15 protein-coding genes are annotated in these 16822 nt (G+C 63.1%); 10 read left to right on the top strand and 5 right to left on the bottom strand.

The features are described from left to right. Position 1: 1 nt before the first annotated feature. Together ACUCV3_RS22240 and ACUCV3_RS22235 are read right to left on the bottom strand one after the other, a co-directional pair. The gene (locus tag ACUCV3_RS22240; protein ID WP_004210769.1) at positions 2 to 556 is read right to left on the bottom strand and encodes a F0F1 ATP synthase subunit delta; all 555 of its coding nucleotides are present in this window, start codon (positions 554 to 556) and stop codon (positions 2 to 4) included. 181 nt (positions 557 to 737) lie between these two features. Further along, positions 738 to 2297, bottom strand: coding sequence for a S1C family serine protease (locus ACUCV3_RS22235; RefSeq protein ID WP_482241153.1), 1560 nt, complete (start codon positions 2295 to 2297; stop codon positions 738 to 740). Positions 2298 to 2422: 125 nt separating this feature from the next. Between ACUCV3_RS22235 and ada the strand changes: the two genes are divergently transcribed. Both ada and ACUCV3_RS22225 read left to right on the top strand, forming a co-directional pair. Further along, positions 2423 to 3496 (top strand): bifunctional DNA-binding transcriptional regulator/O6-methylguanine-DNA methyltransferase Ada, encoded by a 1074-nt coding sequence (gene ada, locus ACUCV3_RS22230; protein ID WP_482241152.1) that lies wholly within the window; start codon positions 2423 to 2425, stop codon positions 3494 to 3496. Between the two features lie 59 nt (positions 3497 to 3555). Next, positions 3556 to 5070 carry a hypothetical protein gene (locus ACUCV3_RS22225; protein WP_279729073.1) on the top strand — a complete coding sequence of 505 codons (1515 nt, stop codon included), beginning with the start codon at positions 3556 to 3558 and terminating at the stop codon, positions 5068 to 5070. Here the strand turns inward: ACUCV3_RS22225 and ACUCV3_RS22220 are convergent. From ACUCV3_RS22220 to ACUCV3_RS22210, 3 genes are read right to left on the bottom strand one after another with little or no spacing between them, the layout of a single operon-like run. Continuing rightward, positions 5021 to 5206 (bottom strand): DUF1289 domain-containing protein, encoded by a 186-nt coding sequence (locus ACUCV3_RS22220; protein WP_279729074.1) that lies wholly within the window; start codon positions 5204 to 5206, stop codon positions 5021 to 5023. The two genes, ACUCV3_RS22225 and ACUCV3_RS22220, sit on opposite strands and share 50 nt — an antisense overlap. Then, a complete protein-coding gene (locus ACUCV3_RS22215; protein ID WP_279729075.1) occupies positions 5206 to 7374 on the bottom strand; it encodes a primosomal protein N' in 2169 nt (722 codons plus the stop codon). The genes ACUCV3_RS22220 and ACUCV3_RS22215 overlap by 1 nt, the downstream gene beginning before the upstream one ends. A 38-nt stretch (positions 7375 to 7412) precedes the next feature. Next, the gene (locus ACUCV3_RS22210) at positions 7413 to 8051 is read right to left on the bottom strand and encodes a DUF2490 domain-containing protein (protein ID WP_240626789.1); all 639 of its coding nucleotides are present in this window, start codon (positions 8049 to 8051) and stop codon (positions 7413 to 7415) included. Between the two features lie 141 nt (positions 8052 to 8192). Here ACUCV3_RS22210 and fsa point away from each other — a divergent pair, with 141 nt between their 5' ends. The 8 genes from fsa (at position 8193) to ACUCV3_RS22170 (ending at position 16820) form a co-directional block, all read left to right on the top strand. Further along, positions 8193 to 8846 carry a fructose-6-phosphate aldolase gene (gene fsa, locus ACUCV3_RS22205; RefSeq protein WP_004210778.1) on the top strand — a complete coding sequence of 218 codons (654 nt, stop codon included), beginning with the start codon at positions 8193 to 8195 and terminating at the stop codon, positions 8844 to 8846. An 86-nt stretch (positions 8847 to 8932) separates the two neighbouring features. Beyond that, the gene (locus ACUCV3_RS22200; protein ID WP_010338587.1) at positions 8933 to 9259 is read left to right on the top strand and encodes an antibiotic biosynthesis monooxygenase family protein; all 327 of its coding nucleotides are present in this window, start codon (positions 8933 to 8935) and stop codon (positions 9257 to 9259) included. Between the two features lie 69 nt (positions 9260 to 9328). Beyond that, the gene (locus ACUCV3_RS22195) at positions 9329 to 10525 is read left to right on the top strand and encodes a GGDEF domain-containing protein (protein WP_279776199.1); all 1197 of its coding nucleotides are present in this window, start codon (positions 9329 to 9331) and stop codon (positions 10523 to 10525) included. Between the two features lie 828 nt (positions 10526 to 11353). Then, positions 11354 to 12358 carry a nucleoid-associated protein gene (locus tag ACUCV3_RS22190; protein WP_228221999.1) on the top strand — a complete coding sequence of 335 codons (1005 nt, stop codon included), beginning with the start codon at positions 11354 to 11356 and terminating at the stop codon, positions 12356 to 12358. Continuing rightward, positions 12351 to 13532: a hypothetical protein gene (locus ACUCV3_RS22185; RefSeq protein WP_228221998.1), complete on the top strand. Its 1182-nt coding sequence runs from the start codon at positions 12351 to 12353 to the stop codon at positions 13530 to 13532. Before ACUCV3_RS22190 ends, ACUCV3_RS22185 begins: the two co-directional genes overlap by 8 nt. 454 nt (positions 13533 to 13986) lie before the next feature. After that, a complete protein-coding gene (locus ACUCV3_RS22180) occupies positions 13987 to 14322 on the top strand; it encodes a hypothetical protein (protein WP_482241151.1) in 336 nt (111 codons plus the stop codon). Between the two features lie 74 nt (positions 14323 to 14396). Then, positions 14397 to 15659: a TolC family protein gene (locus tag ACUCV3_RS22175; RefSeq protein WP_312313264.1), complete on the top strand. Its 1263-nt coding sequence runs from the start codon at positions 14397 to 14399 to the stop codon at positions 15657 to 15659. Positions 15660 to 15662: 3 nt separating this feature from the next. Continuing rightward, positions 15663 to 16820: an efflux RND transporter periplasmic adaptor subunit gene (locus ACUCV3_RS22170; protein ID WP_228223028.1), complete on the top strand. Its 1158-nt coding sequence runs from the start codon at positions 15663 to 15665 to the stop codon at positions 16818 to 16820. Positions 16821 to 16822 lie beyond the last annotated feature (2 nt).

The following is a 16822-nucleotide window of genomic DNA, read 5'->3' as shown; positions in this document are numbered from 1 at the left end:
TTCAGCCTTTCATCGCCAGGGCGAGACTATTCAAACGGGTGCGGATGGAGGAATCGATCATCTGGCTGCCGATCTTGACGACCAGCCCACCCAGGATCGCGGGATCGACCTTGGCCTCGACGGCAACGTCGCGGCCGACACGCGCCTTGAGGCCCTTGGCCAGCGCGGTCAGTTGAGTCTTGGTGAGCGGATGCGCGCTCGTCACTTCGGCGCGGGCCTCGCCCTTGTGATTCGACAGCAGTGTCTCATAGGCGCGGATGACCGCGGGAAGCTGCGAGAGGCGACGGTTCTGGGCGAGAACGCCCAGGAAATTCGTCGTCAGCGGGTCGATCGACATGGCGGATGCAACCGCCGCGATCGTCTTACCCGCTGCGTCGCGGCTGAGAACGGGACTGTTGATCAGGCCCTTGAAATCAGACGATTCTGCGATCGCCGCCTTGATTGCCGCGAGGCTCGCTGCGACGGTGTCGAGCGTCTTGCCGTCGCGGGCCAGATCGAACAGCGCCACCGCATAGCGGCCGCTGAGGCTGGCCTGAATACCGCCGGTAGTCTCCACGCGCTTACCGTCCTCCAACTTGATTTGCCGGTCATGCAAAAAGAGGGGGAGCAGTAATAACCGTCCCCTGTTGTCGGGCCGGTTAGCAGTGCCAATATGACTATGCAAGTCATGTGACACGATTCCATCGCATCGACGAAATCAAGCCAATTTGACTGAGTTTTTCGGGAAAACGGACAGGCTAGGGAGCGGGGTCTGCGGGGGCAAGCCGTCCTTTTTGGCAATGATAGACCAGCCGCTCGTTCGGCTGGGGCGGCAGCAGCGCGGCGAGGTCCGACTGGAGCGTCGCGATCCGGGTCAACATCGTGGAATCGCTGCTGCATCCCTTGATCGGGCCATCCTTCAGCAGGGCGCGGGCCTTGTCCATCGTGTCGCCATCGGGCAGCCAGCGCTGCACCCGCAACAGGCCGGTGGCCGGGTCGAATTCGCTGCGGCTGACATAATTGCCCTCGTCGGGCACATGGGCGCGCTGCCAGGTCGTGCCGGTCGCCTGATATTGGGTGTCGCCGTTGACGCAGCCGCCCTCGGCCCAGTTCAGGCCGACATCATTGGGCTGCGACACGGTCAGTCGGCTGCGGTTGAGGTCGATCCGGCAGATATTGTCGCCGGCCCAGGCAAAGGCCTTGTTGCTGACCACGCTCTGGTCCTCGGGCAGCTTCACCCGCTCGTCGATGCTAGCAAAGCTGGGCTTGAAGACGAACAGGCCAAGCGCGCCCATCAGCAGGATGCCGCCACCGGCGATGAACCAGGTGGCACGCTTTTCGCGGCCCTGGCTGTAGAAGAGGCCGCCGGCACCCAGGCCCAGCACGGCGAGGGCCAGCAGCACGGCGGCGCCCGCCATCGCATTTTCGCGGCCGGAAATGACGTCGCGCTCGGCGGTGTCGCGGGCCTGCTGCAGCGCCTGCTCGCGCTTGTCGGCGGCGGCGCGGTCATTCTGTTCGGTCAGCTGCGATTCGCGCTGGGTGATCGAGGCTTCGGCCGCGTCGGCTTCGGCCATGGTGCGGCAGGCGACGATGGTGTGGAGCGAGGACACGCCGGCCTGGCGCAGGAAGGAGGCGACTTCGCGCCAGGATACGGCAAAGCCGAATTCGGCATCATTGCCGTCCGAGATCGAGCCGAAGCTGTTGACGCCCAGCACCCGGCCGCAATCGTCGACCAGCGGGCCGCCGCTGTTGCCGGCGGCAAGGGGGGCGGTGTGCAGAATGGTGTCGAAGCTCTGGCTGGAGCGGCCAGACGAGATGCTGCCGCTGGTCTTCACCGTGCCGAGCGGTTCGACCAGCTGCTTGAGGCTGAGGCCCTGAGCGCGATCGACGGTGCCGGGATAGCCGATGGCGGTGACATGCTGGCCGTCATCGACCGCCCCGGCATAGAAGGTGGCGACCGGCAGGCTGCCTTCCTCCAGCTGGATCAGGGCCAGGTCATTGCCCGGCGAATAGGCGATGATCCGCCCGCCATAGCTTTTCTTGCCCTCCGATGGGATCACGCCGATGACGAGATCCTTCTCCTCGCGCGCCAGTTCGACGACATGGGCGTTGGTCAGCACCTTGTCCGGGGCGATCGCGATGCCGCTGCCATGGCCCACGAAATAGGCGTCAGCGCCATTGGTCGCGACCAGAGCGACGCGCACCACGCTGCGCGCGGCGGCGGTGATATCCTGCTGTTCGGCCCGTGCGGGGCTGAGCAGGACGAGGGACGCGACAAGCGCGGCGATCGGGCGAAGGCGACGGAAAAGGGCGACCATAGGAGGCGCATACATATGCGAAGGCCCGCTTTAGGCAATCGAGAAAAAGCGGATGCGACGGGCCGTGTGCTTTTGACCGCAAGCGACGGGAAGCCTCGTCAAGCCGTCTGGATTACCCCATATCCATGAACCAGATGACACGCCCCGAACCCGTCCCTGCCGCCATGCCCGATGCCGCAGACTGCTGGACCGCCTTTCTGGCGCGCGATCGGCGGCAGGATGGCTGCTTCGTCGGGGCGGTGCTGACCACCGGCATCTATTGCAAGCCCAGCTGTCCTGCCCGGCACCCGAAGCGGGAGAATATGATCTTCCTGCCCGACGGGGCGGCGGCCCGTGCGGCGGGCTTTCGCGCCTGCCTGCGCTGCCAGCCGGATGAGGTGGGGCGCGACCAGCAGGCGGTGGAGGCAGCGATCCGCCTGATCCGCACCGCCGAAACGCCGCCCCGGCTGGAGGAGATGGCCGACCATGTCGGCTATGCGCCGCATCATTTCCATCGCTTGTTCAAGCGGATCACCGGCCTGACCCCGGCCGCCTATGCCCGCGATCTGCGCACCGAGCGGCTGAAGGCGGCACTGGCGACGCCGGGCAGCGTTACCGATGCGATCTATGAGGCGGGCTATAACGCGCCGAGCCGCGCCTATGCCGATGCCGAACGGCATCTGGGCATGACGCCCAGGGCCTGGCGCGAGGGCGGGCGTGGCGTCGATATCCGTCATGTCGTGATCGGGACGAGCCTGGGTGCGCTGCTGGTTGCGGCGACCGAGCGCGGCCTGTGCCGCATCGCCTTCGAGGAAGGGGAGGCGGACCTGCGCCGCCGATACCCCAACGCGACTCTGTTGCCCGCGGACGCCGCGCTGGATCGCTGGGCGCGTGCCGTGGCTGCACTGGTGGATGATCCGGGGGCGGGAGCGGATCTGCCGACCGATGTCGGCGGCACCGCCTTTCAGCAGGCGGTCTGGGCCGCCTTGCGGGCGATTCCGGCGGGCGAGACGCGCAGCTATGGAGAAATCGCCGCGGCGATCGGCCGGCCGGGCGCGGTGCGCGCGGCAGGGACGGCCTGCGGCGACAACAGGCTTGCCATCCTGATACCCTGCCATCGCGTCGTACGCAGCGACGGCAGCCTGGGCGGTTATGCCTGGGGCCTTGAAAGGAAGCAGGTGCTGCTCGGCAAGGAAAAGGCAAGTAACGGGAGAGATTGAGCTTTCCATCGAACCTGTCGTCCTTCACCTTGGAACCCAGGTCTTTGGGGAAATGCGGGATGATGCGATTCTGGATGAAGGCACTGGCCGGGGCCGGGCTGGCCCTTGCCGGCGCCGCGCCGGCACAGGCGGCCTGGTGGCAGGCGCAGACTCGGCATTTCACCGTCTATAGCGAGGGGAAGGACGAAACCCTGCGCGGCTTTGCCGAGCGGCTCGAGAAATTCGATTATTTGCTGCGCCGCCTGACCGGTGTGACCAGCCCGGAACAGGGCAGCCCGGTGAAGGTCTATCTGCTATCCAGTGAAGCCAAGGTCAGGGAACTGGCGCGCAACCCTAATGTCGCGGGCTATTACACCACGTCCGATCGCACGGCTTATGCCTTCCTGGCGCGCGGCGCGAAGACCGGCAAATATGATGCCGGTGCCGAGGAAATCCTGTTCCACGAATATACCCATCATTTCATGCTGCATCATTTCCCGGCCGCTTATCCGGCCTGGTATGTCGAGGGGTTCGCGGAATTCTTCTCGGTCGTGGATTTCCCCAAGGATGGATCGATCCGGTTCGCCCAGGTGCCGATGGCACGGGTGCCGGGGCTGGTGCTGGGTCAGCCTTATCCGCTCGTCCAGCTCCTGTCGCGCACGACCGATGGCCTGAACCGGCAGGACGGCGACCGCTATTATGGGACCGCCTGGCTGCTCACCCATTATTATTTCCAGAACAAGAATGGCTATACGGCGGCGATGACCCGCTATCTGGGCGATCTGGCGCAGGGGAAGCCGGACGTTGAGCCCGACAGCTATTTCGAAGGCGGGGTGTCCGGGCTGGAGAAGGAACTCAAGGCCTATATGCGCAAGCGCCTGTCGATGTCCGTGCTGACGCCGCAGGACATGACGATCGGCGCGATCACGGTGGTGCCGGTCGACCCGGCACAGGGCGCCCTGATCGAGGATGAACTCCACCTCGTCAATCGGCCCAGGACGGAGGATATTCCCGCATTGGTGGCATCGATCCGCGCTACCGCCGCCAAATATCCCGACAGCGCCTATGCCCTGACGCTGCTGGCCGAATCCGAATGGGCGGCCGAAGAGGGCGCCGCCGCGCTGGGCGACGCGGATCGCACGATCGGCATTGATCCAAAATCGTCGCGCGCACAGGCCGTCCGCGCGCAAGTCCTGCTGGCGCGGGCGCAGGACAGCGACAAGGAGGAGGATTGGAAGGCGGCGCTGACGGCGATCGTGCGCGCCAATCGCGCCGATACGGAGGACCCCGTGCCGCTGGCGCTATTCTATCGCTATCATGCCATGCGTGGCGGCAAGATGCCCGACATCGGCTATGACGGCCTGTACAAGGCCTTCTCCCTTTTGCCGCAAAACCCCAATTATCGCTTCCAGTTCGCGCGCGCCTTGGCGGCCCGAGGCGAATATGCCGCCGCCTCCACCATCATGGACCCGATCGCCTTTTCGCCACATGGGTCGGACATGCGGGAGGCGGCGATCAAGATGAAGGCCGCCTTCGACGCCAGGGCTAAGGCGCAGGGCGACGCAAAGGCTCGAAATCCTGCACCCGCGCCATGACGACGGCGCGCTGGGCATCGGTCATGCTGCGCCAGTGGACGATTTCGTCGAGGGTGCGGCCGCAGCCGGTGCAGCCTCTCCTTTCCGCATCGAGCGAACAGAGATTGCGGCAGGGGCTCTCGATCGGCGCAGCCATCACATGAAGCTGTAGGGATCGACGTCCACCGCGACGCGGGTGGTCGATTTCCATACCAGATTGCCCAGCCATTCGCGGATCACCGACTGGATGTCGACCTGGCGCGTGGCGTGGATCAGCAAGCGATGGCGATGGCGGCCGCGAAGGACGGAGAGGGGCGCAGGGGCGGGGCCATAGACCCGCATGCCCTCCACCTGCGGCGCCGACTTGCCGATCAGCCGGGCGGTCTGTGCAGCTTCGTCGCTATCCTCACTGGAGATGATGATTGCGGCGAAGCGGCCGAAGGGCGGGGCGTTGGCGCGGCGGCGATTTTCGGTCTCGATCAGATAGAAACGCTCGCTGTCGCCAGCGATCAGCGCCTGGATCACCTCCGCATCGGGCATGCGGGTCTGGATGAAGACATGGCCCGGCTTCTCGCCGCGCCCGGCGCGCCCGGCGACCTGCATGATCTGCTGGAAGGTGCGTTCGGACGCGCGCAGATCGCCGCCCTCCAGCCCGAGATCCGCGTCGATCACGCCGACCAGCGTCAGGTTGGGGAAATGATAGCCCTTGGTGATGAGCTGGGTGCCGACGATGATGTCGATGTCGCCGGCCTCCACCGACTTGACGAAATCGGCAGCGCGGGCGGGCGAATGCAGGGTGTCGGACGTGGCGATGGCCACCCGCGCCTGTGGCCACAGCGCCTTCACCTCATCGGCGATGCGCTCGACGCCGGGGCCGCAGGCGACCAGGCTGTCCTCTTCCTTGCATTCGGGGCAGAAGCGCGGCGCCGGGATGACATGGCCGCAATGATGGCAGGCGAGCCGCTTGGTCAGCCGATGCTCGACCATCCAGCTGGTGCAATTGGGGCATTGGAAGCGATAGCCGCAATGGCGGCACAGCGTCAGCGGCGCATATCCGCGCCGGTTGAGGAAGAGCAGGCTCTGCTCGCCCTTGGCCAGCACTTCCTCCATCGCCACCACCAGCGGCGGGGCGATCCAGCGACCGCGCTCGGGCGGATCGGTCAGCAGGTTGATGCCCTCGATATCGGGCATCTGTGCGCCGCCGAAACGGGCCGGCAGCTTGATCTCGCGATAGCGGCCGAGATCGACCTGATGCCGTGTCTCGATCGCCGGGGTGGCGGAGGCCAGAACGACCGGGAAATGTTCGATGAGGCCCCGCATCACCGCGACGTCGCGGGCATGATAATGGACGCCTTCCTCCTGCTTGAAGCTCGCCTCATGCGCTTCGTCGACGACGATCAGGCCCAGATTGGGGTAGGGCAGGAACAGGGCGGACCGGGCACCGACGACGACACGGGCCTCGCCCGCCGCGATCGCGCGCCAGGCGCGGCGGCGTTCGCTCTGGCGCAGGCCGCTATGCCAGTTGACGGGGACCGTGCCGAAGCGTTTTTCGAACCGCTCCAGAAAGGGTTCGGTCAGGGCGATTTCGGGCAGCAGCACCAAGGTCTGCTTGCCGGCGCGGATGGCAGCGGCGATCGCCTCGAAATAGACCTCGGTCTTGCCCGATCCGGTGACGCCGTCGAGCAGGAAGGGGGCAAATTCATGGGCGCGCACCGCGTCCGCCATGTAAGTCGCGGCCGCCATCTGCTGATCGGACAGGGCCGGCGGCGCGTGGGCCGGGTCGGGCTCGGGGAAGGGGGTGTCGACGCTGACCTCGACCGGCTCGAACGCGCCGGCCTTCACCAGACCGCGGATCACCGTATCGTTGACCCCGCCGGTCATCGCCAGTTCGCGCACCAGCCCTTGCCGGTCGCCGATCCGCTCCATCGCCTGGGTTCGCTGTTCGGTCATGCGATCGGGCAACTGGCCGGTGGCACGATATTCGATGACGGTGCGTGTGCCCTCGAGCGCGGACATCGACGCCAGCGCCATGCGCAGCACGGCGGCCGGCGGGGCGAGATAATAGTCGGCGGTCCATTCGATCAGCCGGCGCAGCGTTTCGGGCAGCGGCGGCGCGTCCAGCACTTCCAGCAGGTTGCGCAGCCGGTTGTCGCCGACCGTCTCGACATCCGGGAAGGATTCCTCGTCCCAGACCACGCCGACCAGCTGGCGCGGGCCCAGCGGGGCGACCACGATGCTGCCCGGCCTGGCCGTCATGCCATGGGGGATGCGATAGTCGAGCGGGCCGAGGGCGGCATTGAGCAGGAGGACACGGGCGCGGGCCATGGAGCGTCCTTAACCGCTCTTGCCGTTCTGGCAAATCGTCAGAGCCGCCAGGCGATCGCCAGCCAGGGGACATGGACGACCTCGTCGGGTCGGTTATCGGGGAAACTATGCTGGCGCATATAGCTGAGTTGGATGCCGAGCCGCGGCGTCAGCACATGGCGCAGGCCGATCAGCTGCCGCGTGGTGACAAGTTCGCTGTCCTGGACCGCGCTTGGCTTGTGCAGTTCGAAGAAAAATTCGGCGGAGGTCAGGAGGAACCATTTGCGCTGCTTTTCCAGCGGGATGTCGATCTGGATACGTTCGCGCAGGCGCCAGGCCGGGCGCGCGGCGCTGTCGATGTAGCGCTGTTCCAGCCGGGTGCGGCTCTGCAGCACGCCCAAGTCGATGATCAGTTGCTGGTGGAAGCGCATTTCCTTCTGCCTTCGGCTGGTAACGAAGGCGAAGCCGCCGCCCAGTTGCACGCCGTCGGCAATCCGATGGTCCAGGGTGATCCGTTGCAGCAGTTGGTCATCGGCCGGCCGCAGGCGATAGCTTGTTTCGATGCCGATGCGATCATTGTCGTCAATCTGCGCGACGCCGCCAGCGCTGATCCAGGTCTGCGCCTCCTGATCCGCAGCGCGGGCAGAAAAGGGCAGGACGAGCATGGCGAGGGCGGTCAGGCAAATATATGCGCGCATCGCAAACATCATGGCCGCTCCCCTGTCGCGGAAGAGGTAGAAGGCGGCGGGGGGCAAGGCAATCACCGTTCGCCCCGATGGCCAATCCATCGGCCAGCCGCTAAAGGGAGCCGATTCGCGAATCCTGCCCCGGAGCATCCCATGAAATTCTTCGTCGACACCGCCGACATTGCCGAAATCCGTGACCTGGCCGCCACCGGCCTGCTGGACGGCGTCACCACCAACCCGTCGCTGATCCACAAGTCGGGCCGCAAGTTCCTGGAAGTGATCGAGGAAATCTGTGGCGTCGTCGACGGCCCGGTATCGGCCGAAGTCGTCGCGCTCGACCATGAGACGATGATGAAGGAAGCCGCGGTCCTGCGGAAGATCGCGCCCAATGTCTGCATCAAGGTGCCGCTGACCATCGACGGCCTCAAGACGTGCAAGGCGCTGACCGACGATGGCGTGATGGTGAACGTCACCCTCTGCTTCTCGGCCAACCAGGCGCTGCTCGCGGCCAAGGCCGGCGCCAGCTTCATCTCGCCCTTCGTTGGCCGTCATGATGATAATGGCTTCGACGGCATGCAGCTGATCGAAGACATCCGCCTGATCTACGACAATTACGCGTTCGACACCGAAATCCTGGTCGCGTCGGTCCGTCACCCGATCCACGTGCTCGACAGCGCCAAGATCGGCGCCGATGTGATGACCGCGCCGCCGGCCGTCATCAAGGCCCTGTTCAACCATGTGCTGACCGACAAGGGCATTGCCGGCTTCATGTCGGACTGGGCCAAGACCGGCCAGTCGATTCTCTAAGCGACATTGCCGGCGGGCGGGCGATCGGCCTGCCCGCCGGAACTCCTGCCGCCGCCCGGCCATTGTCTCCGCGCAAGGAGGTGGCCATGTTCGTTGCGGTCTATTGGTGGCGCGTCCACCCCGGCAAGGAGGAGCAGTTCCGCGCAGCCTGGCGCCGCGGCACCGATCTCATCCGTGAAAAATATGGCAGCTATGGATCGCGCCTGCACCGCGATGCGGACGGGCGGTTCGTGGGCTATGCCGAATGGCCGGACGAGGCGACCTGGCGCGCGGCGTTCGACGCGAAGATGGTCTATGATGATCCGGCAACCCGCGCCGCCTTTGTCGACGCGATCGCCGAAGTGCCGGCGGACGCCGACCCGATCTTCACCATGACGGTCACCGACGACCTGCTGATGCGTGCGACGAGCTGATCCGGGTGGGAACCTTTTGTTCAGCATATTCGGCTAGATAACACGCTCCTTTCCCCGATGAACCTGTCCATGCCGATCGACGCCGTCACCATGCTGCTCATGACCCAGGCCATCGCCCTTGTTGCGGCGCTGGTGCTGGCTGCCGAATGGCGTCTGGCAAAGGTGCGCTCGCTCGCCTGGTGGAGCGCGGGTTTCGCGACCATCGTGGTGGGCAGCGGCATGTCGGTGCTGCGCACGGCGGACAGCTTCCTTCTCTATGTCTGGCTGGCCAATGGCCTGCTGGTGGTGGCGCATCTGTTGTTCGCCAAGGGCGCGGCGGCCTTTGCCGGGCGACGCCTCCCTGGCATCTGGCTGGGCGTGCTGCTGGTCTGGGTGGCGCTGCTGGGCACCGATCCGGCAAGTGATCGCACCGCCCTGTTCGGTCTCGTCAATTCGGCGCTGGTCGCGATCCTGTCGCTCAAGGCCGCGTCCCTCCTGCTTTCGCTCCGCCGGACCAGCGAAGTGCGCGATGCGGTGCGGCTGGGGCACATCTTCCTTGGCCATGGCATATTCTACCTCGCCAAGTCGGGGCTGATCTTCATGCCGGGCCTGTTCGTCAGCCTGATCGGCTTCAAGGGGCTGCTGATCAAGGCTTCGCTCTATGAGGGCATATTGGTCGAGGTGTCGCTGGCGCTGCTGATGCTGGCGGCGGTGCGGCATCGGCGCGAACGGCAGATCACCGCGCTGGCGGAGCGGGATTCGCTGACCGGCGCCTATAATCGCCGCGCGTTCGAGGCGAAGGCGGCCGCCGGGATGGCAGCGGCGCGGCGGGCCGGCCAGCCGGTGGCGCTGCTGCTGTGCGATGTCGATCATTTCAAGGCGGTCAATGACGGCTTCGGCCACGCCACCGGCGACCGGCTGCTGTCGGCGCTGGCCGGGATATTGACGGATTGCGTACCCGCCGATGCCCTGGTGGCGCGGCTGGGCGGCGATGAGTTTGCTGTTCTGCTCTTTGGCCTTCCACCCGAAAATCTGCCGGCGCTCGGTCGCCGCATCTGCCATCGTTTTGCGCAGAGCGGCGGGTTGACGTTGCCGGTCTCGACCAGCATCGGCGCGGCGACCAGCATCACGGGCACGGAGGAGTTGCCGCATCTTTTCGATCGGGCGGACCGCGCGCTCTATGACGCCAAGCGCAAGGGGCGCGATCGCATGTCGTTTGACGCTGGCATGGAACAGGGCGCCGCAAGTCCGCCACTGCGTCTCGCCAGCGTGGCACGCCGCGCCTGATCGGCGATTCGCTCCGGTAATCAGGACCCTGAATGTGTCGCTGAAACACCGATTTCCCGACAATCCGTCGCTGTCCGAAGATCGGATCGCGACTGGTCGTGCACGGGGCACGCTCGCCCATCGGGAACTTGATTTAAATCAATGAGTTATTACTTGCGCGATAGGGCCATAGAATAACAAGGTTGGTCATCGGTTGTCGCCATATAACAGGGGTTTGCGATGGATAAGATAGAAAAACTGGCACGGGAGATGGCAGCGGCGGATTGACAGAAACTGCTCGATCAGATCGCCGCGGGGGAAACCCATATCGATCTGGGTTATCACCCTGAATGGAGCGTGATGCCGGAACATCAGCGCCAATATTATGTGAACAAGGCAACCAGTCAGGCAGAATGACAAGGGCGCGTGTCGCCGCGCCGCCTTGGCAGTTAGCAGCATCGCGAAATCCAAGGAGCGGCGTGGCGACATCGCAAGCGCGGCGGCGCAGTCGCGCATCATCGCACAATTGTCGGTTGTCAGGAAGTCTGCTCCTGACCCCCTAGAGTTTCCGGTGCTTTTGTCATCAGAGGATCACGGCTGATTTTCAACTTCTGCTCCTCTGGAGGGGGAGTAATGTCAACTTCTGCTCCGATCCCTATTTATCGGCGATTCAGATGAACCTTTCATCGCGTCGAGAAGATTCCTAGCCGAAGCCCAGAGCATGATATCTGCGCTAAATCTGCGACACCTTGCTTATCGCTCGCTCGTGCTTCAAAGTTTTGCGTAACAGTCGGACGTCCCAAGGATTGGTCATGTCCGTCACGGTTTTGGACGTTGGGGGGATTATTGGTGACCGAGATAATTGCGCTTGCGATTCATGACCTGAATCGTAGCGATGCTGGCTATTCTGTCGCACTCTCCAAGAAGTTGCTTGACGTGACCGACACGACGCTTCGCGTCATCTCCACGGTCTATGAACTTTACAACAGCCGGACTTCCAAGTCTCACGGTCGGTTCACAACGGCAGAAGGTTCTCCCACCGAGGGGCAAATCCGTGCCTATGTTGAGGCCAAGGAGAAGGACTTCCTCGGTCTTACCGGCAAGATGATGGATAATCTGGCACGGGAAGCGGGAAAGAAATCTGCTTCGGTCGGCGGGCATGTGTTTTTTGCCCACTTCCGACGGGATGGTTCAGATTTCATGCTCGTCACGGTGGTCACCGACAAGCTGAGCGCGGCCCTGACCAAAAATCATGGAATGGAGGACGTCGAGCACCTCGATCTCGATGGTTTCCGCTTCGCCGGCCGCATTAATCTTACCGCTTGGGCGGACAAGCAGGACCGCTACCTGAGCTTCTTGAAAGGCAAGGGTTCGATATCCGATTATTTTCGTGATTTCCTTGGCTGCGATTCGGCTGTTCTGGAGCGCAAGGACACTCAGAGCCTCGTGGATGCACTGAAGGAATTTACGCTCACTGAAAAGATGGTCGACACCGAGGCGACGGCGTTCCTGTCCGATGCCTTGGATTATCTTGGCAAGGCGAATAAGGCGAAGGAGCCGGTGGATTTCGAAGCTATGGCAAATCGCCTGATGCCGAAGGAACCCGGCAGGCTATCGAAATTTCTGGCCAACACCGATCGCCAGCTGAATGAGGGCTACGTTCCGAACGCCAGCGCATTGAAAGCCCTCGTGAAAGTGACCGCGAAAACGAAGATGTGGTCGGTCGAATTCACGCGTGAAGCAATCGACCAGAGCAAAGTCGTGTTCGACAAGGACAAGAAATCCCTTACGTTGATGGATGTGCCAGACGAGCTGATCAATCAGATGCGCGCCGAAGGGATGATCAGTGATTGATGTTACGTTTGCCGATCTTGTCGAGATATACCGCGCCACGCGGTTCGATGATGAGAACGGCGACGTTCTGACGATCAAGAGCGACCATATGGTGGAAGTTTTAACCGCCATCATGGAGAGCGACACGCATTACAACGACGCCCAGATTTCGGTCGAGGACGGCTATGACCTGACCGTTGGGGCAGAAGTGCCGGTAACGATTGGTCGGCCCAATGTGGCAAAGATGGGCCTGTTGGTTTCCACTTTGGATGATCTGTTCAAGGCGCCTGGCGCCGTGCTCGCGGAGCCTCAGCGGTACTACATCAAGAAAGAGCATTACGCGTCGGGTGATAACCCTGTCCCGCCAAAACTGCTTGCGTATCGTGCAGTCTTGGACGTGCTCAAGGTACTTCGCGATAGCGCGTCGCTGGTTGATGAAACGATGCGTCAGCTCATTTTCATCGGCAAAGAGAAGGTCGTCGTGCCGATCCAGTTTGGTTCAATGGACCTTCGCGGCGACGTGGTGGGTCAGGCTGCGCGGCTGACGAAGCTGTTCGCGGACGAATTGCACTTGGATGAGAAGCGGACGATTCTTCAGACCACCCTCATCGAAATGGTGCGTTCGCTACGCGACAAGGATCGGTTCGGTTTCCTAATTCGGAATCTAGATCGCCTCGCGAATGAGGTTGAGAAGGGATACCGACTCTTCACCTCGAGTTTCTCGTACTCGAAGATCCGCAATGAGGTTGAAACGGCGCGACTGGATTTCGTAGGCAAGATCCACAAGACCATCGTCGATATCCAAGGCCAGCTCCTTGGCATTCCTGTTGCAACGATCGTCGTGGTTTCCCAACTCAAGAAGGTGCCGGCGTCGTGCGGCCTCGAGTTCTGGACGAACCTTGGCGTGCTTATAGGAGCAATCGTCTTCGCGGTGATGTTGGGGATTGCCGGGCTGAACCAGTGGAAGACGCTCAATGTTATCGCGACAGAGGTGAAGCGGCAAAGCACCCGCCTCAGCGACGACTTTGCCCTGATCGCCGATCAATTCTCTGACGTGTTCGATGACCTCCACGCCCGCATCAAGTGGCACCGTGCCGCTCTTCTTGTCGTTGGCGGCGTTCTGTTGCTCGGAGTGATTATAACGGCAGTCGCAGTCTGGAGGCTTTTGCCGGTCAATGGTTGGCAATGCCTCTGAAGGGATGCTGCATGGATTTCCAGCCGCGATCTTCGTCGGAAATCAAGATCGCATCGTAGAGGAATGCATGAGCAATTATCGGGCGGCACTCACGGATAGAGAAGAAGCTTTGGTTCCCCGGATGGTCCGCGGATAAGCGGCATCAGAAAACTTCTGTCTAAAGTGCAGCCTGATTCCAAAGGATCTGTAATCCCCATAAAATGAGGGTAAGCTAATTCGGCAAATTGTGCCTTGTGTCTGGCGCGTCATGCAGATTTATTCGAATGATTCTTGCTGATGCCATGATGTATATTGGATCTCATCATAGTTTAGGCAAAGTTAATCCGTGATGATATGGTGTATCAGTGCGCTATCATGGCACAATGATCTGATGTAACATTCAGAAACAGTCCAATATGCCGCGATATTACTTTTGCAGATGACATTCTGCGGAAAGCCTACTATGTAGCCTGTCATGCGCCGCTTAGGACGTTTCCTGCTCTGCCTGATTTCGTTGTCCATGCTGACGACGACGATGGTGCATGCCCAGGAAGTTCCTAACGCTCAGGCACCCACCATTGAATGCTCCGGTTACGTGCATAGTGATGGCGATGCGGACCAGACGCAGGGTGATGCTGACAAGGGCATGCCGCATCATCATGGTGGTTGCCAGGGCGCTCCGGCGTTCGTGCCAGCTTCGGCCAGCGATGATATGCTCCCCTCCGCGGTGAACGCGCCTGCGTTCATTCCTGCGCCGATCCCGTCCAAGCGTTGGTCCATCGGCCCCGACCTGCGCCCACCCATAGCCTGACAGAGCCATAGTGGACCGTTGCGCCTGAATTCAGGCCGCCGGTCGTCCATGACTCGTGTTCAGGATTCCTATTCATGTTCCGATCCATTGCAGCCTTATTGGCTGCCGTGTCCTGCGTCGCTGTGGCGCAGGCACAGGAAATGCCCGCTGCGGTAGCGGGGGCGTCACCCTATACGCTTGATCAGGCAGTCGCCGCCGCTGGTGGCAGCGCCCCGGCGGCCGAAGCCGCGCAAGCCAATGTCGAAGCAGCCCGCGCCGCACGTACCGTCGCTGGTCTTCGTCCCAATCCCACCGTGCAGACGCAGGTGGAGAATATCGCAGGAAGCGGACCGTATCGCGGCGTTGGTAGCGCCGAGTCGACGGTCAGCATGGCTGTTCCCATCGAACTGGGTGGCAAGCGGTCCGCACGCATCGCGGTCGCTAATGCCCAGACCGACAAGGCACTGTTAGTCTCGGCGATCACGCAGGCAGACATCAGGCTGCAGGTCACGCAGCTATATATCGAAGCGGCTGCTGCCGAACGGCGTGTCCAGACGGCGCGCGATCAGGCGCGCATAGCCGGCGACGCCGCGAACGCTGCGAGCGTACGGGTGAAGGCCGGGCGGGCCTCTCCGATAGAGGAGCAGCGCGCTAACGTTGCGAAGATCAACGCCGATGCCGAACTGGTTCGGACTATCCGGCTGGCACAGGCCAGCCGCGCCAATCTCGAGCGTCGGATTGGGCAGCCGATGGGCGGACCGCTCGATACGGCATGGTTGGAGCGCTTGCCACATGGCTATGGTCCCGAAGTCCCACCGAGCGCGGCAGGTACGCTGGCCCTGGCGGCCGCAGATGCGGACCTTGCCGTAGCTGATGCCAATGTTCGACTCGCCAATTCTCAACGAGTCCCCAATCTCGAAGCTGGCCCCGGTTTACGCAGGCTGTCAGCCACCAACGATACGGCCCTGATCTTCACGGTCACGATGCCTATCCCGATCTTCAATTCGGGCAAGGCGGCTGTCGCGCAGGCTCGCGCGCAGCGCAATCAGGTGGAAGCCCAGAAGCGGATGACGGCGCTTGATGTCGAGCAGGCCATCACGGACGCGCAGACGGCGGCATCGAACGCGGCGGTGACCGCGCAGACTGCAACCGGACCCGCCCTTGAGGCAGCCCAGGAGGCGGCCCGTATTGCTCGTATCGGCTATCGCGAGGGCAAGTTCGGCCAGCTCGATCTGCTCGATGCCGAACGCACGCTGGCCCAGACGCGCCTCGCCGCCATCGACGCACTTGCCTCTTATCAGAATGCCCGCGCGCAACTGGAGCGCCTGACAGCGCCCGCGCCGGAACAGGGGAACTGATCCATGACATCCAAGAAGATCATCTACGCCGCCTTGCCCCTGTCCCTGATGCTGGCGCTCGCCGCTTGCGGAAGCGGTGCCGAGGAGAATCCGTCCAACGACGCGGCACCCGCTGCTGAAGCAAAGGCAGGGGATAAAGCCGAAGAGGGCAAGATCACGCTCTCGGCCGATCAGATCGCATCGGCTGGCATTCAAACGGCGCGCCCTATGATGGGCGGCTCGGGTACAATCGAGTTGCCCGCGACCATCGACGGTGATCCGCAGGGCACGCAGGTCGTTTCCGCAGCGATCGGTGGCCGCGTCGTCTCGCTCACCCGCAACCTTGGACAGTCGATCGGTCGCGGCCAGACGCTGGCCGTGATCGAAAGCCGCGAGGCAGCTTCTCTCAACGCTGAGACCGAAGCGGCACGCGCCCGGCTATCTCTGGCAAACAGCAATCTCGCCCGCGAACAGCGTCTGTTTTCGCAGCGCGTCTCGCCTGAGCAGGATCTCATCGCTGCCCGCACCGCAGCGACCGAAGCCCGCATCGCCCTTCGTCTGGCGCAGCAGCAGGTTTCTGCTGCGGGCACGGGTGGGGGCGGCCTCAATCGCATCGGCATCGTAGCGCCTATGTCGGGTCAGGTTATCGGCCGCAGCGTGGTGCTGGGGCAGACGGTCGCGGCGGATGCTGAACTGTTCCGCGTTGCCAACCTTTCGAGCGTGTCGCTTTCGCTCAACCTGCAGCCGCAGGATGCGGGCCGGGTGCGTCCGGGCGCAACGGTGAATATCAAGGCAGCTGGTCGACAGGCGACCGCGAAGGTGACGTTCGTGTCGCCGGCGCTCGATGCCAATACGCGGCTGGTTCCCGTCATCGCGACTCTCGACAATCGTAATGGCCTCTGGCGCGTCGGCGAGCCGGTTACGGCATCGGTCGCGCTCACCGGCAGCGGCGGCGATGGCGCGATCCGTGTGCCGCTGACTGCGGTGCAGACAGAGGAGGGCAGGTCGGTCGTCTTTGTGCGGACCAAGACCGGGTTCCAGGCAACGGCCGTCCAGCTGGGCGACAGTGCCGGCGACAGCGTGATTATCAAGTCGGGCGTGAAGGGCACCGAGGAGATCGCCACCGTCAATAGCTTCACGCTCAAGGCCGAACTCGGCAAGAGCGAAGCCGCGGAGGACTGAGC

It is taken from the genome of Sphingobium sp. VMM, from assembly GCF_056790315.1.
The sequence above is the reverse complement of the archived record's forward strand: the minus strand, read 5'-3'. Positions and strand labels throughout refer to the sequence as shown.